We start from the raw sequence: 20,173 nt of genomic DNA, 5'->3' as shown, positions 1-20,173 counted from the left end.
CCAACGGACACGTCACCATGCTCGACAAGGTACTGATTGCCAACCGCGGCGAGATCGCCCTTCGCATCCTTCGCGCCTGCAAGGAACTGGGCATCAAGACGGTAGCGGTGCACTCCAAGGCCGACCGCGACCTGATGCACGTCCGCCTGGCGGATGAAGCTGTGTGTATCGGCCCGGCCTCCTCTGCCAAATCCTATCTTCACATCCCGGCACTGATCGCAGCTGCCGAGGTGACAGATGCCGACGCCATCCACCCGGGCTACGGCTTCCTGTCGGAAAATGCCAACTTCGCCGAACAGGTCGAACGTTCCGGCTTCGCCTTCATCGGTCCGCGCGCTGACACCATCCGCATGATGGGTGACAAGGTCGCGGCCATCGAGGCGATGAAGCTGGCCGGCGTTCCGACCGTGCCGGGTTCCGACGGCCCCGTGCCGGAAGACGAAGACGAGATGCACGCCATCGCCGAGCGGATCGGCTATCCGGTGATCATCAAGGCTGCCGCTGGCGGCGGTGGTCGCGGCATGCGCGTGGTGCACTCCAAGGCCAGCCTGCTGTCCTCGGTGAGCATCACTCAGGGTGAAGCGGCCGCGGCCTTCGGCGACGGCACGGTGTACATGGAGAAATTCCTCCAGAACCCGCGTCACGTCGAAGTCCAGGTACTGGCCGATGGCCAGGGCAACGCCATCCATCTGTATGACCGCGACTGTTCCCTGCAGCGTCGTCACCAGAAGGTGCTGGAAGAAGCACCGGCGCCGCAGCTGGACGAAGAAGCGCGTGCCAAGGTACTCAAGGCGTGCACCGATGCCTGCATCGAGATCGGCTACCGTGGCGCCGGCACCTTCGAGTTCCTGTACGAGAACGGCGGCTTCTACTTCATCGAGATGAACACTCGTGTTCAGGTCGAGCACCCGGTGACCGAGATGGTCACTGGCATCGATATCGTCAAGGAGCAGCTGCGCATCGCCTCCGGCCTGCCGCTGTCCGTGAAGCAGGAAGATATCGAGCTGCGCGGTCACGCCTTCGAGTGCCGTATCAATGCCGAGGATTCGCGCACCTTCATGCCGTCTCCGGGCAAGGTCGAGCTCTATCACGCACCGGGCGGTCTGGGCGTGCGCATGGACTCGCACCTGTATTCCGGCTACACCGTTCCGCCGCATTACGACTCCCTGATCGGCAAGCTGATCACTTGGGGCGAGAGCCGCGAGATCGCACTGACGCGCATGCGCAATGCTCTCGATGAGCTGCTGGTGGAAGGTATCAAGACCAACACTGACCTGCAGAAGGATCTGGTGCGTGATGCCGGCTTCCAGGAAGGTGGCGTCAACATCCATTATCTGGAGAAGAAGCTGGGCCTGTAAGACGCTCCGCTTGAGATCGGTAACGCGTGTTGCCGATGGACGCACGACAGAAGGGTGGCCTCGGCTGCCCTTCTGTCGTCTGTGCCCTCCTCCCCTTTCTTATCGCCCATCGACAGGAGTCATCATGTCCTGGCTGCAACTCAAGGCGCGTATCGCCCCCGACCACGCCGAGATTCTCGAGCATCTGCTGATGGAAGAAGGCGCCTGCGCCATCACGCTGCAGGATGCTGAAGACCAACCGCTGTTCGAACCGGACCTCGGCAGCACACCGCTGTGGAGCGAGACAGTCCTCACCGGCCTGTGGGATGGCACCGAAGGCATCGAGGCCATGCGCGAGCGGGTCAAGGCCGGCTGGGCGGCGCTGATTCCCGACGAGCCCTGCCCGGAAATCGAGGTCGAGATCCTCGAGGACCGTGACTGGGCTCGTGAATGGATGGATGGCTTCGAGCCGCTCAAGATGGGCCAGCGCCTGTGGATCGTGCCCAGCTGGCACGATGCGCCGGAGCAGGACGCCGTCAACCTGATGCTCGACCCGGGCCTGGCCTTCGGCACCGGCACCCATCCGACCACCGCCCTGTGCCTGGAATGGCTCGATGGGCTGGCCGTCGATGGCAAGCTCGCCCAGCATAGCGTGCTCGACTTCGGTTGCGGCTCCGGCATTCTCGCCATCGCCGCGCTCAAGCTTGGCGCGGTGGATGCGCTGGGTACCGATATCGATCCGCAGGCACTGCAGGCCTCGCGTGAGAACGCCCAGCGCAATGAGGTCAGTGACCAGCTGACCCTGTGCTACCCGGACCGCCTGCCGGACGCAGGCTATCAGATCGTGGTCGCCAACATCCTGGCCGGCCCGCTGGTCGAACTGGCTCCGCAGATCGCTGCCAGTGTCGCCCCGGGCGGCCTGCTGGCGCTCTCCGGCATTCTCGCGCCCCAGGCGGGAGAGGTGCTCGACGCCTATCGTGAGGCTGGCCTGATCATGGAAGAGCCCACCGAGCGCGATGGCTGGGTACGCCTCAATGGTCAGCGTCCGCTGATGGGCTGAACCTCGGCATAAGACACGCCATGAGCCACACCATGAGCGCCGCAGCCGCGCAGGGAGAACGCATCCAGGACGCATCGTGGATGAAATAGCCCTTCAAACCCTGCGGCGCTCTAGGTATCATGACGCCCCCGCGAATCCCTGACACGACAGCGGCTCGCGCGCCTGACACCACTCGCATGACACGAGACCCATGACCGATACCCCGCTTCTCGCCGACCTGCCCCGCATCGGCGTACATCAGCTTCCCAATCGCGTGATTCTGGCCCCGATGGCCGGTGTCACCGATCGCCCGTTCCGACAGCAATGTCGTGAGCTGGGCGCCGGGCTGGTGGTATCGGAGATGGTGACCAGTGACAAGCGGCTGTGGAATACCGTCAAGTCACGCACGCGCATGAACCATGCCGGCGAACCCGGACCGCGTGCCGTGCAGATCGCCGGCGGTGATGCCGCCATGCTGGCCGAGGCCGCGGCGCTCAACGCCGAGATGGGCGCCGAGATCATCGACATCAACATGGGCTGCCCGGCCAAGAAGGTCTGCAACAAGGCCGCCGGCTCTGCCCTGATGCGCGACGAGAAGCTCGTCGGCGAGATTCTCGATGCCGTGGTGCGCGCAGTAGACGTGCCAGTCACGCTCAAGATGCGCACCGGCTGGTGCGAAGAGACACGCAACGCCATCACCATCGCGCGCATGGCCGAGAGTGCCGGCATCCAGGCGCTGTCCGTGCATGGTCGCACTCGCCAGCAGAAATATACCGGTGAAGCCGAATACGACACCATCGCCGCCGTGAAGGCCGCGGTGTCGATTCCGGTCTTCGCCAATGGCGATATCGACAGCGGCGAGAAGGCGCGACATGTGCTTGACTATACGGGCGCCGACGCCGTGATGATCGGCCGTGCCGCCCAGGGAAACCCCTGGATCTTCCGCGAGATCAATCACTATCTGGCCACCGGCCAGGTAGCCTGTGGCCCGAGCGATGCGGAGCGCGCCCTCGTGATGCGCGCCCACCTCGAGGCCCTGTACGAATTCTACGGTGACTACATGGGAACGCGCATCGCGCGCAAGCATGTGGGCTGGTACCTGGCAACACGGGAGGATGGCAGTGAGCTCAAGCGCCACTTCAATCCCCTCGAGGAGCCGGAAGAACAGCGCCAGTTCCTGACCCGCCTGTTCGGCGAGCCGGAAAGCATCGCCCGCACCGAGACGCAAGGAAGTCACGCAGCATGACCAGCAGGCACCCTCTTTCACCCGACGACGCAAGCCAGGCCACCCTGATGACGCCCGTGCGGCACCATCAGACCCTGCGCGAGGCGGTCGAGCACTCCATGGCGCGCTACTTCGCCCACCTGGATGGCGAGCAGGTCACCGACCTGCATGCCATGGTGATGGCCGAGGTCGAGGCGCCGCTGCTGGAGGCGGTGATGGCCCACGCACAGGGCAACCAGACCCGCGCCGCCGACATGCTGGGCCTCAACCGAGGCACACTGCGCAAGAAGCTCAAGCAATTTGATCTGATCTGACCCCGCCGGGGCACCTTTACAGGTGCCCCGGCGTCTTTTTGTTGATCCACGAGTGGAGCATCATGCAAGCCAAGCCCCAAGCCATCCGTCGCGCCCTCCTGAGTGTTTCCGACAAGACCGGAATCGTCGAATTCGCTCGTGCCCTGGACGCCCGCGGCGTCGCCCTGCTGTCCACTGGCGGTACCTTCCGCCTGCTCAAGGACAACGGCCTTGCCGTGACGGAAGTGTCCGAGCACACCGGTTTCCCGGAAATGATGGATGGCCGGGTCAAGACCCTGCACCCGAAGATCCACGGCGGCATCCTCGGTCGTCGCGGCCAGGATGATGCGGTGATGGCCGAGCACGGCATCGACCCCATCGACATGGTCATCGTCAATCTGTATCCGTTCGCCGCTACCGTGGCCAACCCGGATTGCTCGCTGGAAGACGCCATCGAGAACATCGATATCGGCGGCCCGACCATGGTACGCTCCTGCGCCAAGAACCACGCCCACACCACCATCGTCGTCAACGCCTCGGATTATGACCGCGTGATCGCCGAGATGGATGCCAATGACAACGCCGTCAGCGATGGCGCGCGCTTCGACCTCGCCGTGGCCGCCTTCGAGCACACCGCGGCCTACGATGGCGCCATCGCCAACTGGCTGGGCCAGCGCGTCGAAGGCGGCAGCGAAGGTCTGCCGCGTCAGTACAACGTCAGCCTGAGCAAGAAGCAGGACATGCGTTACGGCGAGAACCCGCACCAGAAGGCGGCCTTCTACGTCGAGGACGGTGCCACCGAGGCCAGCGTCGCCACGGCCGTGCAGGTGCAGGGCAAGGCGTTGTCCTACAACAACGTCGCCGATACCGATGCCGCCTTCGAGTGCGTCAAGGCCTTCGACGAAACCGCCTGTGTCATCGTCAAGCACGCCAACCCGTGTGGCGTCGCCATCGGCGAGTCTGCCCTGGCCGCCTACGAGCGCGCCTATCAGACCGACCCGACCAGCGCCTTCGGTGGCATCATCGCCTTCAACGTGCCGCTGGATGCCGAGACCGCGCAGGCGATCGTCTCGCGTCAGTTCGTCGAGGTGATCATCGCCCCGGGCATCAGTGAAGAGGCGGCGGCCATCGTCGCCACCAAGGCCAATGTGCGCCTGCTCGACGTCGCGGATGCCTGGGCCGCCGAGCGTACCGGCGGCCATGACTTCAAGCGTGTCACCGGTGGCCTGCTGGTCCAGGACCGCGACCAGGGCATGGTCGGCCGTGATGAGCTCAAGGTCGTCACCGAGCGTGCGCCGAGCGAGCAGGAACTCAACGACCTGACCTTCGCCTGGAAAGTGGCCAAGTTCGTCAAGTCCAACGCCATCGTCTACATCAAGGATGGCCAGACCATCGGTGTGGGCGCCGGCCAGATGAGCCGTGTGTACTCCGCCAAGATCGCCGGCATCAAGGCCGCCGATGAAGGTCTGGAAGTGCCGGGCTCCGTGATGGCCTCCGATGCCTTCTTCCCGTTCCGCGACGGTATCGACGCCGCCGCGGCAGCCGGCATCACTGCCGTCATCCAGCCGGGTGGCTCCATGCGCGATCAGGAAGTCATCGATGCGGCCAACGAAGCCGGCATCGCCATGGTCTTCACCGGCATGCGTCACTTCCGTCACTGATCAGATGTCAGTACTTCAGTGGCATGCACGAGCACGGTGACTTGCACGAGCGTATAGACTAGCGCTCACGCAAAAGCCCCCGTCAGCGAATAATCGCTGGCGGGGGCTTTTTCATGCGCAGACGGCAAGGAACGAGGTCATTCGACCGGCAGATTGACCCAGCGCAGGAAGTTGTCGCGCGCAATATTGCGCGCCGCCTGTGGCGACAGCGCATCGAGGAAGGGCGTATAGCTGGCGAGGATATCGCCCACCGAGCCGAAGCGCCCGACCACATCACTGCCGAGCACGAAGCGCTGTGGGAAGCGCTCGACCAGCTTGACCCAGCGCGAGCGCGGCTGCCCCTCATCGTCCAGCAGGTAGGGTTCCAGCACTGACCAGGACAGGTCGATATTCAGGTTGGGATAGGTTTCCAGCATGCGCTCGATCTCGCCGTGTAGCCAGGTCATGCGCCCCAGACGGCGATTGAGCTCGGCACTGGTCCCGGCGTGCGCCCAGATGAAGGCCGTGTTCGGATTATCGCGCACCGCACTCTCGAATTCCTCGAGGTACAGGCCCTCGTGCCCTTCCCGTTTGCTGGTGATATTGGAATGGATCATCACCGGCAGGCCTTTCTCTGCCGCCAGCGCATAGACCTTCATCAAGGCCGGATGATTGGCGCGCGGCGTCTCGCCTTCGGTCAGACGCGTCAGATCATCATGGCGCGTGAAGACCTCCCCGATGCCCTTCCAGAAGCCGGGATAGATCGCCAACAGCTGACGAATCTCGTCGGCGGCATTCAGGTCGGTGGGGTTGAAGCCGGTGATGAACGGCGAGAAACGCGCCTGTACCGGCTCGGGCGCGCGAGTCAGCGCCTCGGCCAGGATGTAATCGGTACCGGAATACCAGTAGACCGGCGCATCATCGCCCATGTAGTAACGTGGCTTCTTGGGTGCGTCCTGCTGCCATTTCTTGGCAACGCCGATGCCCGTGACCAGGGCGTGATCGACCTGCGCCTGGTCCATGGCATCCAGCAAGGCCCCCAGACCGTCGCCCTGCTGGAAGAAGTCCACGAAGTGCAGATGGGCGTCACTGTAGTGATAATCGCGCGTCTCGTCGGCTGACACGGCCTCGAGAGCAGTCAGGCTGCCGGCAAGCCCCAGCAGCAACGCCAACGCCCCCTGGACGAGAGGACGTTGGCGGGCGCGGGCAGGACAAGATGGCTGGGCAGGAAGAGAGGAACGGGCGGTGCGAGGGGCAAGCTTCAGCATGGGGAGCTCCGGGAAAAGGTCGCTCGATTCTGCGGCGCATCCTCGCCACGCGCAAGCGGCCTCAGCCCGCCAGCGCCGCCCCGCTCATGGAGTTTCGCGAGTTTGCCTCGCGCTCAGCAGCCTGCTGGCGGCGCGCGGTGACGCGGTTCCAGACCTTCTCGTGGAAGAAGAAGGCGACGGTGTTGACCGCCGGCTCGACGATGGCGACCAGGCCGCCGACCACGATATCGCCGGTCAGCAGGTAGGTGACACCGAAGGCGATGGAGAAGTGCATGCTGGCAAAGGTCAATGTCTTGATCATGTTGGCTGCCCTCCGGGCGGTCTACTCAGCGCGTCGCATGTCATGGGGTCAGGCAGCTGCGTGCTGCCTTGATGAACCAATAATAACGATTCTCAACTGCATATAGAAATCACTTTGCACTACCTGGCTGATAAGCGTCAACTATCACGCGATTGAGCCGGCCTGAGGGCAGGAACTGCCAGGGGCATCGGGCGCGCCAGCTGCGGTCATATCCGCTAGAATGCTCTGCCGGTCCCTGGCGCCATTATCGGCCTGTCACCCGATGGCGCCGTTGTCACGATGGCCCGGCCAGCTTCACGCCCTTTTCCCTCTACCGCTGCTTCAAGGTTGCCATGACGCCGCCACTCGACCCCGATGCTCTCCAGACACTGCTCGAACGCCTGTCCGATGATGCCAGCCGCTGCTTCAACGAGGGCAAGGTCGCGGACTATATCCCGGCACTGGCGCAGGTCGACCCTGACCAGTTCGGCATCGCCGTCTGCCATGTCGATGGACGTGTCCAGTACGCCGGCAGCGCGCATACCCGCTTCTCGATCCAGTCGATCTCCAAGGTGCATGCGCTGGTACTGGCGATGCAGCGCCTGGAGAGCGACGAGATCTGGACGCGCGTCGGCCGTGAACCCTCCGGCCAGGCCTTCAATTCGATCATGCAGCTGGAGGTCGAGAACGGTATTCCGCGCAATCCCTTCATCAATGCCGGTGCCTTGCTGATCACCGACCTGCTGGTGTCGCGCATCGTCTCGATCCAGAACACCCTGCGTGAGCAGCTCAGGCGCCTATCCGGCAGCGACGATATCGGCTTCGATGAGAAGGTCGCGCGCTCGGAAATGGACCACAAGGCACGCAATGCCTCGCTCGCCTACCTGATGCAGGCCTACGGCAATGTGCATTCCGATGTGGATGACCTGCTGGACACCTACTTCCACAGCTGCTCGGTGTCGATGAACTGCGTGGAACTGGCGCGCAGCTTCGCCTTCCTTGCCAATCGCGGCATCAACCCACTGGATGGCAAGGAAGTGGTCTCGCCGCTGGAGACACGCCAGCTCAATGCGTTGTTGCTGACCTGCGGGCTTTACGATGCGGCGGGTGACTTCGCCTGGCGGGTGGGCCTGCCGGGCAAGAGTGGCGTCGGCGGTGGCATCATCGCCATCCTGCCGGGACAGATGAGCATCTGCGTCTGGTCACCCCGCCTGGACGGCTATGGCAATTCGATTGCCGGGCGACATGCACTGGAAGGCCTGGTGGCGGGGATGGGGCTTTCGCCATTGGGGTGAGACGTGAGGGTTGAGGCACGATAGCCGAGCTCCGGCCATAAAAAAGGGCGAGTCGCGTCCGCCACGCCACTCGCCCTGTCTTCAATCCTTGAAGACTATCACCACAGGTCCCGCTCTTTGACTGTAGCGTAAATAAGCATATCCACAAGTAAGAGAATGCCGACAAAGCACAGCTGTCTTTGGCCCTGATCTGCGCGAAAAGGCCGCGATATACCGCTTTGGTCTGACACGCGCAGCGCGAGACACTCCATCTCTACGACCAATGGCTCATGCGCCTCTTGACGCGAGATTGCCCTCCTCTCGCCCATGCCGCTCTTTCATCAGCAGCGAAAGGTCGCTCTCATCAGCAGAGAAGATTCCACGGGCAAGTTGCAGGCGCACTCGGCGCAGACAGGTGGGATAAATGCATGGCATGAAAAAGCCCGCCCGGTTTCCCGAGCGGGCTTTTTGCCAGCTGATGGCGTATCCGATCATTGCCTTGAGAGCTGGCCATCAATCAGCGATGCAAAGCTCAAAGATGCAAGGCTCATGCAGGGATCGACAGCGCAGATCCATTGGCGATAGATCAGCCAAGCGAGAGACACAGATACTTGGTTTCCATGTATTCCTCGAGGCCATACTTGGAGCCTTCACGGCCCAGCCCCGATGCCTTGGTGCCACCGAAGGGCGCCGCGGCGTTGGAGATCAGCCCGGTATTGATGCCGACCATGCCGTAATCCAGACCTTCCGAGACGCGCCAGACACGCTTGAGATCCGTGCTGTAGAAATAGCTGGCCAGACCGAACTCGGTGTCGTTGGCCATCTCGATGGCCTCTTCCTCGCTCTCGAAGGGGAAGATCGCTGCCAGCGGACCGAAGGTTTCCTCACGGGCGACCTTCATCTCTGGCGTCACCTGCGAGATCAGGGTCGGCGTGAAGAAGCTGCCCCCCAGCGGATGCGGATGGCCGCCCAGCAGCAGTTCGGCGCCCTTGTCGAGGGCATCCTGCACGTGCTCGGTGACCTTCTCGACGGCGTCGCCATCGATCAACGGGCCGACCTTGACACCCTCTTCCAGGCCATTGCCCACGGTCAGCTCGGTGTTCATCGCGGCAGCCAGCTTCTCGCTGAAGGCGTTGACCACGCTGGACTGCACCAGGAAGCGATTGGTGCAGACGCAGGTCTGACCGGCATTGCGGAACTTGGCTGCCATCGCGCCTTCCACCGCCGCATCGAGATCGGCGTCTTCGAACACCAGGAAGGGCGCGTTGCCGCCAAGCTCCAGCGAGATCTTCTGGATATGCTGGGCGGCATTTGCCATCAGGCCACGCCCGACTTCCGTGGAGCCGGTGAAAGTCACCTTGCGCACGATGCTGGAATCGGTCATCGCCTTGGCGATGTCCCTGGCCGAGCCCGGCACGACGTTGAAAACGCCGCGCGGCACGCCAGCGCGTTCCGCCAGCACCGCCAGCGCCAACGCAGAGAACGGCGTCTGGCTGGCCGGCTTGACCACGATCGGGCAGCCTGCGGCCAGCGCGGCACCCGCCTTGCGGGTAATCATCGAGGCCGGGAAGTTCCACGGCGTGATCGCCCCCACCACCCCGACCGGCTGCTTGAGCACCAGGATACGCTGGTCACGCTTGGCGGCCGGAATGGTATCGCCATACACGCGCTGACCTTCCTCGGCGAACCAGCGCAGGAAGCTGGCCGCGTACTGGATTTCACCGGCGGCTTCAGCGAGAGGCTTGCCCTGCTCCAAGGTCATGATCTGCGCCAGGTCATCCTTGTGCTCCAGCATCAAGGCGTACCACTTCATCAGGATGTCAGCGCGCTCCAGCGCCGGCGTCTCCTTCCAGTCCGCGAAGGAGTGCTGCGCAGCCTCGATGGCCCGTTCGGTCTCGGCGTAACCCAGCCGAGGCACGCGGCCGATGATTTCGCCGGTGGCAGGATTGTCGACCTCGATCTGCTCGCCGGAATCCGCGGCTACCCAGCCACCGTCGATATAGGCAAATGGACGAAACAGACTGGTATCGTTGAGATGTTCCATGAAGACTCCCGAGGCGTGCTTGTGGGTCAAGGCAGTGATTCCCGGCTAACCGAGACTACTCAAGACTAACCTGATATAGCCTAAATGCGGGCGTGGCGCTAGATCCACAACCCTGCCAGTACTAGTACCACGATGGCCAGCCCGGCGAGCCACCAGCGCTTGCGCATTGCCAGCCTGGCGGCGTCAGCCTTGCCCCCGGGGGCCTCGCCGACCTCGCTCTCGGGCGGCATCGAGACGACTCGCCTTGCCTTCTGCTGCTTGATTCGCGCATTGAAGACCTGCACTGCACGCCCGTCGCGAAGCTCGAAGTCCACCGCCAGCCCCGGCCCCGGCAAGCCACGCCCGCGCCAGCCGACCAGATCGAAGACGTGCTCACCGCCCTTCTCGTCCCGAATGGTGCCCTGCTGTTCTGCATCATCGAAATGGATGATTTCCCCGATCACATCATGTCTCCCGACTCTTCAGGCTTCTGCGCCTGATCTTCTCGACATCTGAGCTTCTCGATATGTGAGCTTCTCGATATCTGAGCTTCTCAACGCCTGCCCCGGCCGACTAGTCATGCGCTTCGCGACTGTCCGACAGGGTGACGGACACCGAGTCCGAGAAGCGCAAGGCATGCGGCTTGTCGATCTCGACCTGCGCCGTCAGCACCTGTTCGTGCGCCATCACGATATCCAGCACCTCACGGGTCATGCGCTCGAGCAGCGCGAAGCGTCCTTCCTCGACATGACGGATCAACTGCTTGGTGATGGTGCGGTAATTGAGCGCTTCACTGATGTGGTTGAACTGCACGGCGCGTGCCGCGCGATAGCGGATCACCACGTTGATCACGACATCCTGGCGATTCTGGATCTCGTCTTCGTTGATCCCGATATAGGTTCTCAGACGCAGATTCTTGATGCGAATGGTGGCGAGGTCGTGATCGAGATGTTCATCGTGCAAGGCATGCATCGGCATCGGCAGGGACTCCTGATCAAGGGAAACGCGCGAGATGACTCCCAGACAAGAACGCCGCCTCGAAAGGCGGCGTCTTCACTCTGCTGTCAGCTGATCAGCGTCAGGAATTCCTGACGGGTCGGCTGATTGTCGCGGAAGGCGCCCAGCATCACGGACGTCTTCATGCTGGAATTCTGCTTTTCCACCCCACGCATCATCATGCACATGTGGCGCGCTTCGACCACGACGGCCACACCACGTGCACCGGTGACCTGCTGAACGGCCTCGGCGATCTGCTTGGTGAGGTTTTCCTGGATCTGCATGCGACGCGAATACATGTCGACGATACGCGCGAACTTGGACAGACCAAGCACCTTGCCGGACGGCAGATAGGCGATGTGGCACTTGCCGATGAACGGCAGCAGGTGATGCTCGCACATCGAATAAAGCTCGATGTCCTTGACCAGTACCATCTCGTCCGTATCGGAGGTGAAGACAGCGCCGTTGACGATCTCCTCCAACGACTGTTGATAGCCATGAGTCAGGTACTGCATGGCCTTGGCCGCGCGCTTGGGCGTATCCAGCAGGCCCTCACGCTCTGGATCCTCACCCAACGCGGTGATGATCTGGCGGTAGTGGTTGGCAATCTCTTCGGTCATCCGTCTGCCTATGGTATCGGTCAGGGGCGCGCACTAGCGCACGCATAGCAGGGGTAAAGCACAAAAGTCATACACAAGCGATCAGATGGCAATAAATCGTATAACTTCGTGTTCAATGTCAGGGCCAGATTCTACCTCAGGCATGCCGTCAACGCAGGTCTGTTCACGCGATTGTCGTATCCGTGCAACACATGCGCCCCCATCGGTAACCGATGGGGGCGCATGAAGAGGTGATATCACTCACTTCGCCAAAGCGACTCAAGCCTCGCGACGGCCTTCAGCTCATGTCACGACTGCCAGGCTGTGCCGCGACTACCAGCTCATGTCACGACTGCCAGGCTATGCCGCGATCGCTAGGCCAGCCAACGCGGCGCAGACAGCGCGACGCGCTGCTGTTCCAGGCTGCGAATGTGGTCGTCCCAGTAGCCTAGGCTCGCCACGTGGGAGAAGGCCTGCGGGAAGGCGGGATCCGACCAGCGCCGCACCACCCAGGCACTGTGACGCACCATGCGCAGGGTACGCAGAGTCTCGATCCACTTGAGCTCGCTGCGATTGAACTCACAATGCTGCTCGTAGCCCTCCAGCACCTCGGACAGCTGCATGTGCAGCTCCGGGTCACTCTGACCGGTCAACAGCATCCACAGGTCCTGCACCGCCGGGGCGCTCAGGCAGTCATCGAAGTCGACCAACGCGAAGCTGTCATCACGCCCCAGCATGTTGCCGATGTGGCAATCGCCATGGGTGCGGATCAAGGCGCTTTCCGGCCAGCTCTGCTCCGCGACCAACGGGCGCAGTGCCTCGATGACACGCTGGTAGCTGTCGCGCTGGCGCTCACTCAGCCAGTCGGAGGCCAGCACGCTGGCGCAGCTTTCTTCCAGAATTCGCAGCGGCGAGAGCGTCTCCCGCTCGCGAAACGCGCTCTTGCGCCCCACCGCATGCACGCGGCCGATCAGCTCGCCCAGCTGATAGAGGTGCTCGGCAGATTCAAGCTCTGGCGCGCGCCCCACCACATGCGGGAAGAGCGCGAAGTCGAAGCCCTCGAATCGATGCAGCGTCTCGCCGGCCTCGTTCGCCCACGCAGGGGCGCCCGGAACACCGGCCTCATCCAGCTCGGCCAGGAAGGCGTGCTCCTCGAGAATCTGGGCACGGCTCCAGCGCTCGGGGCGATAGAACTTGGCCACCCAGCGGCGGCGGTCATCATCGGCGAGATGGTAGACACGATTCTCGTAACTGTTCAGCGCGAACGGCTCGCCGGGCAACCAGAAGCCCAGCGATTCGACAGCGGCCACGACACGGTCCGGCGCGAGAGCATCGAAGGGATGAAAACGCGTGTCTCCATGGCCCTCTGACGCAGATGTCGTCGACCAGGTGTTGCCATTGGAGCGCACATCCAACTCGCGCGAAGTGCCGGAAGATTGCGTGTCATCGGGGGAAACAGGATCAATAGGCATGGCAATTCCTCGGGCGTGGACCAGCAAACGGCTGCCGGACCTTGCATGCTATGAGATTAGACCCTCTGCACGCCAGTCTTCTCCCTGACTGACCCCGCCTGCCCGCTGAGTTCAACGCCCGTTTCGCGGCTGAGCCCTGTCGGCATGTGTCGGGCGGCTCGGTCGCAAGGCTCGGCAGGAGGGACCCTGCGTGTCGCGATTGCGGGTCACTGCGCACCGCGCAGGGCCAGGGGAGTCCGCGCCAGCACGCAGGCATCGACCTCACGGGCACCGGCTCGCAGACAGGCCTGAGCAAGACTGTCGAGCGTCGCGCCGCTGGTCATGACGTCATCGATCAGCAGAACGTGCTCGGGCAATAGGCCCTCGATGTCATAACGCCCACGCTGGGCCTTCAGACGCCCGCGCCGGTCCCGCAGGCGCTGATCCGGCGCTGCCCTGGCCTCCGCGACTGACGCCTCTTGCGGCATGCGTCTGTCTCGCACCCGCGCTCTATCCCGCGGATAGCCAGCAATGGCGGGGCTCAGCCCGCGACACAGTTCCGCCAGCGCATCATGGCCGCGCTGGCGACGACGATAGGCATCTGCCGGTACCAGCAGCACTGCGCCGTGAGGATGCGCCTGGCGCCACTCGCGGCAGAAGTGCGCAAGCTCCCGCTGCATGAGTTGGCGCAGCAGTCGCCCGGCGCGGCGCTGATGCTGGTCCTTGTAGCGCTGGAACAGCCCCGCCAGCAACCCCTCATAACGCAGCGGTGCAAAGCAGCGTGCAAAGGCGGGCGGTGATGACAGGCAACGCGCACAGGCCTGCTGACTCAAGGCCAGTGAGGCGACAGGCTCAGCACAGCGCGGGCAGGCATGCTGATTGCGCGCGATTCTCGCCTCGCAGGCATCACACCACTCGCGGCGCGATGGCAGCTCTCTCTCATGACGCAAGTGAGTCGGTGACAAAGGCAATGAACGGGGAGGTGAAGCTGAAGCGCTCTGTCGTTCGGTCACGCTAGGCATGGCTGTCGTCAGCTGACGCTGACAGAAGGCACAGGGTCGCGACAACTGCCAGTGGTCAACCAGCAGACTCCCCATCGTTGACAGCATCCGCGGAAACTCTATCATCTCAGTTAACCTGACTTTATTCGATGCGTTGACTGGCCACTTGCCAGCTCGGCTGCCGACTCCCGGACTCACTCACGGATGAGCGGCTCAGCGCGCTCTCGCTCTGCCCGCCTGATGAAGGACCTCAAGCTCATGACCGTAGAAGCCTCCCGCGTGACCACACAAGCCACGAATATCCCTGCGCCTGTCGATGACAGCGTGGTACGCCATGACTGGTGTGTCGCGGAAATCGAGGCGCTGTTCGCCCTGCCCTTCAATGACCTGCTGTTCCGTGCCCAGCAGGTGCACCGCCAGCACTTCGACCCGAATGCGGTGCAGGCCTCCACCCTGCTGTCGATCAAGACCGGCGCCTGCCCGGAAGACTGCAAGTACTGCCCGCAGTCCGGCCACTACAACACCGGCCTCGGCAAGGAAAAGCTGATGGAGATCGAGAAGGTGGTCGAGCAGGCGCGTGCCGCCAAGGACGCCGGCGCCAGCCGCTTCTGCATGGGCGCAGCCTGGAAGAGCCCACGTGAGCGCGACCTCGAGGTGGTCACCGAGATGGTGCGTCAGGTGAAATCGCTGGGACTCGAGACCTGCATGACGCTGGGGATGGTCGATACCGATCAGGCCAAGAAGCTCGCGGATGCCGGCCTCGACTACTACAACCACAATCTGGACACCTCACCGGAGTATTACGGCGAGATCATCACCACGCGCAGCTACAGCGAGCGCCTGGACACCTTGGCCAGCGTGCGCGAAGCCGGCATGAAGGTGTGCTCCGGCGGCATTCTCGGCATGGGTGAGACCACCACCGACCGTGCCGGCCTGCTGCGTCAGCTGGCCAATCTGGAGCCGCAGCCGGAATCGGTGCCGATCAACATGCTGGTCAAGGTGGCGGGCACGCCGTTGGAGAATGTCGATGACCTCGATCCCATCGAGTTCATCCGCGCCATCGCCGTGGCACGCATCATGATGCCGAAGAGTCATGTGCGCCTGTCCGCCGGCCGCGAGCAGATGGACGATTCCACCCAGGCACTGGCCTTCCTCGCCGGTGCCAACTCCATCTTCTATGGCGAGCGTCTGCTGACCACCGGCAACCCGCAGGCCAACCGTGACCGCGAGCTGTTCGAGCGCCTCGGCCTGCACCCGGAGACCCGCCAGGAAGTCGCCAGTGACGAAGTGCGCGAGGCCGCCCTGAAGGCCGCCATGGAAGAAAAGGCACGCGCCAATGTCGAGGGCAGCCTGTTCTATGACGCCACGCGCGAGGCAACGCCCGCCAGCAGCGAAGGCCAGGTTCGCGGACGCAAGCCCTGCGGCCTGGTGGTCTGATCGCTCGTGGCCACCGACACGCCCGCCAGCGCGCGCTTCAGCCCTCAGTCCAGCGCCAGCTTCACGCATCTGGAGGACCTGCTCACTCAGCGTGAGCGGGTCGGCCGCTATCGCCGGCGCCTGACGCTGGACTCCCCACAAGGGCCCCACGTCAGCCTCGCCGGGCAGGTAGCCGATGCAGAGGCGCGCCGGCTGCTCAACTTTACCGCCAACGACTATCTGGGGCTGGCCAACCACCCGGCACTGGTCGAAGCCGGCTGTCGCGCGGCGCGTGAATTCGGTGTCGGCAGCGGCAGCGCTCACCTGGTCAATGGCCACCAGAGCGCTCACCACCAGCTGGAGGCTCGCCTGGCCGAGCTGACCGGGCGGCCGCGCGCGCTGCTGTTCTCTACCGGCTTCATGGCCAATCTGGGCGTGATCGATGCGCTGGCGAGTGCTTCGCGCGAGGCCGGTCGCAGCCTCGAGATCTTCCATGATCGCCTCAATCACGCCAGCCTCCTCGACGGCGCGCGCCTGGCGTCCTCCGGCACCACTGCCGTACGCTCGCGTCGCTTCCACCATCGCGATCTTGAAGACCTCGAGCGTCAGCTGGCGCGCTCCCGCTCCAACGACAAGCTGGTGATCAGCGATGGCGTGTTCAGCATGGATGGCGACTGCGCCGATATCGCGGGCCTGAGCCAGGCCTGCGCCCGACACGGCGCCTGGCTGATGATCGACGATGCCCACGGACTGGGCGTGCTGGGCGAGCATGGCGAAGGCCTGGTCGGGCGCGCTACCCCGCTGGCTGACGTACCGATATTGGTCGGCACCCTGGGCAAGGCGCTCGGCAGCAGCGGCGCCTTCGTCGCCGGCAGCGATGCGCTGATCGAAAGTCTGATTCAGCTGGCACGCCCCTACATCTACACGACCGCGCAACCGCCGCATGTCGCCGCCGCTACCCTGGCGGCGCTGGAAATCGTCGCGCGCGAGCCGCAGCGCCGTGAGCAGTTGCAGGCTCGCGTGCAGCAGTTCCGTGAGGGTTGTACGCATCTGCTGGCGGGCAGTGGGCTCGCGCTCGGGCTGACGCCAGCCGACACGAACATTTCATCCTCCGCCCCGCTGACCCCGATTCAGCCACTGATTCTGGGCAGCGAAACACGGGCATTGGCCTGGAGCACGGCGCTGCGCAAGCGCGGCGTGCTGGTCTCGGCCATCCGCCCGCCCACGGTGCCCTCAGGCAGCTCGCGCCTTCGCTTTACCTTCTCCGCCGAGCACACTGCCGAGGATATCGCGGCACTGCTTGAGGCTCTCGAAGCGGTACTGGCAACGGAAAAGGCCCAGCCCCGCTCGGTTTCCCCAACCATCAGCTCAGAAGGAGTCACGCCATGACGCTGACTCGTCTGGTGCTGTTCAGCGGCTGGGGCATTGATGCACGCATCTGGCAGCCCTTGATCACCTGCCTGCATGCACGCCTCGCTCACGTCACTGAGACGGATGATGAAGCTGAAAGGCACCCGCTGGAAATCATCGCGCCGGATTGGCCAGAAGAAGGCCCGCAAGCCGAGTCACGGGCAGGCGCAGAACCGTCCGCCTCGCACGCCTCACTGGGCGGCGCCGACACCCTGTGGCTGGGCTGGTCGCTTGGCGCCCTGCGGGCCGAGGCGCTGGCGAAGGAGCAGGCGCCGGCCGCCCTTGTCTCGCTGTCCATGGGGCCAAGCTTCATCGATCAGGCCGCAGCTGAGCAGATGATTCCCGCCCTGGCACCAGAGGTGCTGGAGGACTTCCGTAAAGCCTACGCGCGCAACCCCGCGGCCAGCTGGCAACACTTTCTGCGCTGGCAGGCCAGTGGTGAGACCTCTGCACGTGACTGCCTCAGACAGTTGCGCGAACTGATCGGACGCCACCCCGTCAGTTGCGAAGCAGTGCTGGCGGCAGGACTATCGGAACTGGCCAGTCGCCAGATGTCGCTGGCGCCTCCATCAGAGTTACCGCTCGAGTTCTGGCTCGGCAAGCAGGACCCGCTACTGGCGCCGGGCCTGAGTGCAGCGCTGCGCGCGCAGGGCCAGGTGGTTGCCGAATTCGAGGGGGGCCACTGCCTGCCATTGAGCGCGACCGAGGCACTTGCCGATGCCCTGCTCGCGCGCATGGGCCTCGCCACACACGCCACGCACATCAGCGAGGAGGCCTGAGATGTCGATAGCCGTCAGCGTGCCGCCTACTGAACCTGCAACGCCCCCGCTCACGCCTGCACTTGCGCCTACCCCGAGCCGCCAGCAGATTGCCCGCGCCTTTGACCGCGGCGCTGCCGACTACCTCACTCTGGCGCAGGCGCAGCACGCCATGGCGGCCACCCTGTTCGCGTCGCTCCCTGAGCAGCTGCCGCCCGCCGCCCGTGTGCTCGACCTCGGTTGTGGGCCCGGGCATTGGACCCTCGAACTGGCGCAGCGCTACTCTGAGGCTTGCTGTATGGGACTGGATCTTTCGCTTGAGATGCTGCGTGAAGCCGTACGCCAGACAAGCGAGCTTGCGAGTGGCAGCCCTGAACGTCTGCACTGGCTGCGCGCAGATGCCGAGCGCCTGCCACTGGCCGATGCGAGTCTGGACCTGGTGTTCTCGAGCCTGGCCGTGCAATGGTGCGATAGCCCTCGGCAATGGCTCGTCGAACTGTCACGTACCTTGAAACCCGGCGCTCGAGCGCACATCAACACCTTGGGGCCCGGCACTCTCAAGGAAGTACGCCACGCCTGGCAGCGCGCAGATGAATCCGTGCGTCACTTCCCCAGCGCCGCCCACCTTGCACGCCATGCCCAAGCCGCCGGGTTGCGCTGCCACTGGCAGTTACGCCCGCGGGTATTTCACTATCCCGATGTCGCCGCGGTCATGGCCTCGATCAAGGGCATCGGGGCGCAGACCGCCACTGGCCGGCGCCTGACACGTGCCGAGGTGCAGCAGGCCAAGGCGCGACATGAAACGCTACGTACCGCAAAGGGGTTGCCTGTAAGCTATCAAGTCATTGAACTTGTGCTCGAAAAACCGCTCAGAATTGCGTGCGGATAACACTGATACTTTGCTTGAAGGCAATTACCTGCCTCGCTCGGATACAATGAAAACTGATATGAAAACCGCGGACAGCTCGACACGGGACACTGCTTTGCCTGCACGAGGCGAACATGGCATCGCCGCCTTCGTGACCGGCACCGATACCGAAATCGGCAAGACCTTCATCGCCAGCGCCCTGCTGGCACGTGCTCGCCTGCGCGGCCTGACCACGCTGGGCCTCAAGCCCGTGGCCTCTGACTGCTTCGAGAATCACGACGGCCTGGTCAACGCCGATGCCCTGTCATTGCAGGCACAGTGCGAACCGGAAGCCGATTATGAAAGCATCAACCCCTGGCGCTTCGCGCCAGCCATCGCGCCGCATATCGCCGCGCGTCAGGTGGGCATCAAGCTCGAGGTGGCGAAAATCGCGGCGCATGTGCGAGGCCAGCGGACGAGTGCACCGCGCGACCTGTTGCTGGTGGAAGGTGCTGGCGGCTGGCGGGTACCGCTGAACGATGATGAGGATTTCTCGGACCTGGCCATCGAACTGGGCTTGCCGGTGATTCTGGTCGTCGGCCTACGCCTGGGCTGCATCAATCATGCGCGCCTGACACTTGAAGCCATCGAGCGCGATGGGCTGGAGATCGCCGGCTACGTCATCAACCATCTGGAAGCGGATATCGAGGTCAGCGAAGACAACATGGCAACCTTGTCACGCACGCTGCGGGCTCCCTGCCTGGGGGTCGTGCCGTGGATGTGCGATGAAGACCTCTCCAATACACGCCACGCCGCCGAGCGCGCCGCCAGCTATCTGCAACTGCCCTGCGGGCTGGAATCACGTAGCGAGCATGTTATGGCGAAGTGAAGCGCTGAAGGCGCGGCGCAAGACGGGAAAATTCCGGTGATAATCGATACAAGCGATTGACTTGAAAGGCATCACGGGTAAAATGCAGGCCTGCTTCTCGCGGAAGTGGTGGAATTGGTAGACACGCCAGATTTAGGTTCTGGTGCCGCAAGGTGTGGGGGTTCGAGTCCCCCCTTCCGCACCATCAGCATACTCTGCTGATGTTCCCCAGCTGCCTCGCGCAGTCAGCAAGTTCTCCCGCTTTTGTCTATTGTGCATGCGTCGTGTCATCTGATGCCTTCTGCACCCATAATCCTTGTCAGTACCTTCCCGTCGGTTGCCATATCCGCTTCGCGCCCGCGCTCTGCGTCAGTCTGCCTTGCACACAACCTGCTCTACTCTCTCCTGCTTTGCGTCCTCTGCCTTGCGCCCTCCGGACAATCCGCGG

The 20,173-nt window shown here is 63.6% G+C and carries 19 protein-coding genes and 1 tRNA gene; 12 read left to right on the top strand and 8 right to left on the bottom strand.

All coding sequences use genetic code 11. From position 1 onward, the window contains the following. The first annotated feature begins 17 nt into the window (after positions 1-17). The 5 genes from accC (at position 18) to purH (ending at position 5,555) form a co-directional block, all read left to right on the top strand. A complete protein-coding gene (gene accC, locus AC5WNI_RS04110; RefSeq protein WP_495928764.1) occupies positions 18-1,358 on the top strand; it encodes an acetyl-CoA carboxylase biotin carboxylase subunit in 1,341 nt (446 codons plus the stop codon). 124 nt (positions 1,359-1,482) lie between these two features. After that, positions 1,483-2,397 carry a 50S ribosomal protein L11 methyltransferase gene (prmA, locus tag AC5WNI_RS04105; RefSeq protein ID WP_175088256.1) on the top strand — a complete coding sequence of 305 codons (915 nt, stop codon included), beginning with the start codon at positions 1,483-1,485 and terminating at the stop codon, positions 2,395-2,397. 190 nt (positions 2,398-2,587) lie between these two features. Beyond that, positions 2,588-3,622, top strand: coding sequence for a tRNA dihydrouridine synthase DusB (gene dusB / locus AC5WNI_RS04100; protein WP_175088257.1), 1,035 nt, complete (start codon positions 2,588-2,590; stop codon positions 3,620-3,622). Then, a complete protein-coding gene (gene fis, locus AC5WNI_RS04095; protein ID WP_043331993.1) occupies positions 3,619-3,915 on the top strand; it encodes a DNA-binding transcriptional regulator Fis in 297 nt (98 codons plus the stop codon). Before dusB ends, fis begins: the two co-directional genes overlap by 4 nt. Positions 3,916-3,977: 62 nt before the next feature. Continuing rightward, positions 3,978-5,555, top strand: a complete 1,578-nt coding sequence (gene purH, locus AC5WNI_RS04090; protein ID WP_175088258.1) for a bifunctional phosphoribosylaminoimidazolecarboxamide formyltransferase/IMP cyclohydrolase — start codon at positions 3,978-3,980, stop codon at positions 5,553-5,555. Between the two features lie 137 nt (positions 5,556-5,692). Here the strand turns inward: purH and AC5WNI_RS04085 are convergent, their stop codons facing one another. Both AC5WNI_RS04085 and AC5WNI_RS04080 read right to left on the bottom strand, forming a co-directional pair. Next, the gene (locus tag AC5WNI_RS04085) at positions 5,693-6,706 is read right to left on the bottom strand and encodes an amidohydrolase family protein (RefSeq protein WP_495928761.1); all 1,014 of its coding nucleotides are present in this window, start codon (positions 6,704-6,706) and stop codon (positions 5,693-5,695) included. A 157-nt stretch (positions 6,707-6,863) separates the two neighbouring features. After that, positions 6,864-7,103, bottom strand: coding sequence for a DUF2061 domain-containing protein (locus AC5WNI_RS04080; RefSeq protein WP_175088260.1), 240 nt, complete (start codon positions 7,101-7,103; stop codon positions 6,864-6,866). 332 nt (positions 7,104-7,435) lie between these two features. Here AC5WNI_RS04080 and glsB point away from each other — a divergent pair, with 332 nt between their 5' ends. Continuing rightward, positions 7,436-8,377 (top strand): glutaminase B, encoded by a 942-nt coding sequence (gene glsB / locus AC5WNI_RS04075; RefSeq protein WP_175088261.1) that lies wholly within the window; start codon positions 7,436-7,438, stop codon positions 8,375-8,377. 565 nt (positions 8,378-8,942) lie between these two features. Here the strand turns inward: glsB and AC5WNI_RS04070 are convergent. The 6 genes from AC5WNI_RS04070 to AC5WNI_RS04045 all read right to left on the bottom strand — a co-directional run bounded on the left by AC5WNI_RS04070 (position 8,943) and on the right by AC5WNI_RS04045 (position 14,375). Next, on the bottom strand, positions 8,943-10,400 hold the full coding sequence (locus AC5WNI_RS04070) for an NAD-dependent succinate-semialdehyde dehydrogenase (protein ID WP_175088262.1): 1,458 nt from the start codon (positions 10,398-10,400) through the stop codon (positions 8,943-8,945). 98 nt (positions 10,401-10,498) lie between these two features. Further along, positions 10,499-10,843, bottom strand: a complete 345-nt coding sequence (locus AC5WNI_RS04065) for a hypothetical protein (RefSeq protein WP_175088263.1) — start codon at positions 10,841-10,843, stop codon at positions 10,499-10,501. Between the two features lie 109 nt (positions 10,844-10,952). Next, entirely contained in the window at positions 10,953-11,357 is a 405-nt protein-coding gene (gene folX, locus AC5WNI_RS04060) for a dihydroneopterin triphosphate 2'-epimerase (RefSeq protein WP_175088383.1), read from the bottom strand. A gap of 86 nt (positions 11,358-11,443) precedes the next feature. Next, the gene (folE, locus tag AC5WNI_RS04055; protein ID WP_043332418.1) at positions 11,444-11,995 is read right to left on the bottom strand and encodes a GTP cyclohydrolase I FolE; all 552 of its coding nucleotides are present in this window, start codon (positions 11,993-11,995) and stop codon (positions 11,444-11,446) included. A 353-nt stretch (positions 11,996-12,348) separates the two neighbouring features. After that, positions 12,349-13,446 carry a serine/threonine protein kinase gene (locus AC5WNI_RS04050; protein ID WP_495928758.1) on the bottom strand — a complete coding sequence of 366 codons (1,098 nt, stop codon included), beginning with the start codon at positions 13,444-13,446 and terminating at the stop codon, positions 12,349-12,351. Positions 13,447-13,652: 206 nt separating this feature from the next. Then, positions 13,653-14,375, bottom strand: coding sequence for a ComF family protein (locus AC5WNI_RS04045; protein WP_495928756.1), 723 nt, complete (start codon positions 14,373-14,375; stop codon positions 13,653-13,655). Positions 14,376-14,684: 309 nt separating this feature from the next. Between AC5WNI_RS04045 and bioB the strand changes: the two genes are divergently transcribed. The 6 genes from bioB (at position 14,685) to AC5WNI_RS04015 (ending at position 19,930) form a co-directional block, all read left to right on the top strand. Beyond that, entirely contained in the window at positions 14,685-15,863 is a 1,179-nt protein-coding gene (gene bioB, locus AC5WNI_RS04040; protein ID WP_495928754.1) for a biotin synthase BioB, read from the top strand. Between the two features lie 6 nt (positions 15,864-15,869). Beyond that, positions 15,870-17,231, top strand: a complete 1,362-nt coding sequence (gene bioF, locus AC5WNI_RS04035; RefSeq protein WP_495928753.1) for an 8-amino-7-oxononanoate synthase — start codon at positions 15,870-15,872, stop codon at positions 17,229-17,231. Further along, positions 17,228-18,031, top strand: a complete 804-nt coding sequence (locus AC5WNI_RS04030; RefSeq protein WP_285460139.1) for an alpha/beta hydrolase family protein — start codon at positions 17,228-17,230, stop codon at positions 18,029-18,031. The genes bioF and AC5WNI_RS04030 overlap by 4 nt, the downstream gene beginning before the upstream one ends. Before the next feature lies 1 nt (position 18,032). Then, entirely contained in the window at positions 18,033-18,899 is an 867-nt protein-coding gene (locus AC5WNI_RS04025; protein ID WP_285460138.1) for a methyltransferase domain-containing protein, read from the top strand. 58 nt (positions 18,900-18,957) lie between these two features. Then, positions 18,958-19,746, top strand: a complete 789-nt coding sequence (bioD, locus tag AC5WNI_RS04020) for a dethiobiotin synthase (RefSeq protein WP_175088270.1) — start codon at positions 18,958-18,960, stop codon at positions 19,744-19,746. Between the two features lie 99 nt (positions 19,747-19,845). Then, a tRNA-Leu gene (locus AC5WNI_RS04015) sits at positions 19,846-19,930 on the top strand. The last annotated feature ends 243 nt before the right edge of the window (positions 19,931-20,173 follow it).

Source organism: Cobetia sp. PDI-12MA, from assembly GCF_059507695.1.
The sequence above is the reverse complement of the archived record's forward strand: the minus strand, read 5'-3'. Positions and strand labels throughout refer to the sequence as shown.

What these genes read in the sequence shown, in the direction of transcription:
- accC (WP_495928764.1), top strand. Translation starts at nt 18, where the DNA reads ATGCTCGACAAGGTACTGATTGCCAACCGCGGCGAGATCGCCCTTCGC.
- prmA (WP_175088256.1), top strand. Translation starts at nt 1,483, where the DNA reads ATGTCCTGGCTGCAACTCAAGGCGCGTATCGCCCCCGACCACGCCGAG.
- dusB (WP_175088257.1), top strand. Translation starts at nt 2,588, where the DNA reads ATGACCGATACCCCGCTTCTCGCCGACCTGCCCCGCATCGGCGTACAT.
- fis (WP_043331993.1), top strand. Translation starts at nt 3,619, where the DNA reads ATGACCAGCAGGCACCCTCTTTCACCCGACGACGCAAGCCAGGCCACC.
- purH (WP_175088258.1), top strand. Translation starts at nt 3,978, where the DNA reads ATGCAAGCCAAGCCCCAAGCCATCCGTCGCGCCCTCCTGAGTGTTTCC.
- AC5WNI_RS04080 (WP_175088260.1), bottom strand. Translation starts at nt 7,103, where the DNA reads ATGATCAAGACATTGACCTTTGCCAGCATGCACTTCTCCATCGCCTTC.
- glsB (WP_175088261.1), top strand. Translation starts at nt 7,436, where the DNA reads ATGACGCCGCCACTCGACCCCGATGCTCTCCAGACACTGCTCGAACGC.
- AC5WNI_RS04070 (WP_175088262.1), bottom strand. Translation starts at nt 10,400, where the DNA reads ATGGAACATCTCAACGATACCAGTCTGTTTCGTCCATTTGCCTATATC.
- folX (WP_175088383.1), bottom strand. Translation starts at nt 11,357, where the DNA reads ATGCCGATGCATGCCTTGCACGATGAACATCTCGATCACGACCTCGCC.
- folE (WP_043332418.1), bottom strand. Translation starts at nt 11,995, where the DNA reads ATGACCGAAGAGATTGCCAACCACTACCGCCAGATCATCACCGCGTTG.
- AC5WNI_RS04050 (WP_495928758.1), bottom strand. Translation starts at nt 13,446, where the DNA reads ATGCCTATTGATCCTGTTTCCCCCGATGACACGCAATCTTCCGGCACT.
- bioB (WP_495928754.1), top strand. Translation starts at nt 14,685, where the DNA reads ATGACCGTAGAAGCCTCCCGCGTGACCACACAAGCCACGAATATCCCT.
- AC5WNI_RS04030 (WP_285460139.1), top strand. Translation starts at nt 17,228, where the DNA reads ATGACGCTGACTCGTCTGGTGCTGTTCAGCGGCTGGGGCATTGATGCA.
- AC5WNI_RS04025 (WP_285460138.1), top strand. Translation starts at nt 18,033, where the DNA reads ATGTCGATAGCCGTCAGCGTGCCGCCTACTGAACCTGCAACGCCCCCG.
- bioD (WP_175088270.1), top strand. Translation starts at nt 18,958, where the DNA reads ATGAAAACCGCGGACAGCTCGACACGGGACACTGCTTTGCCTGCACGA.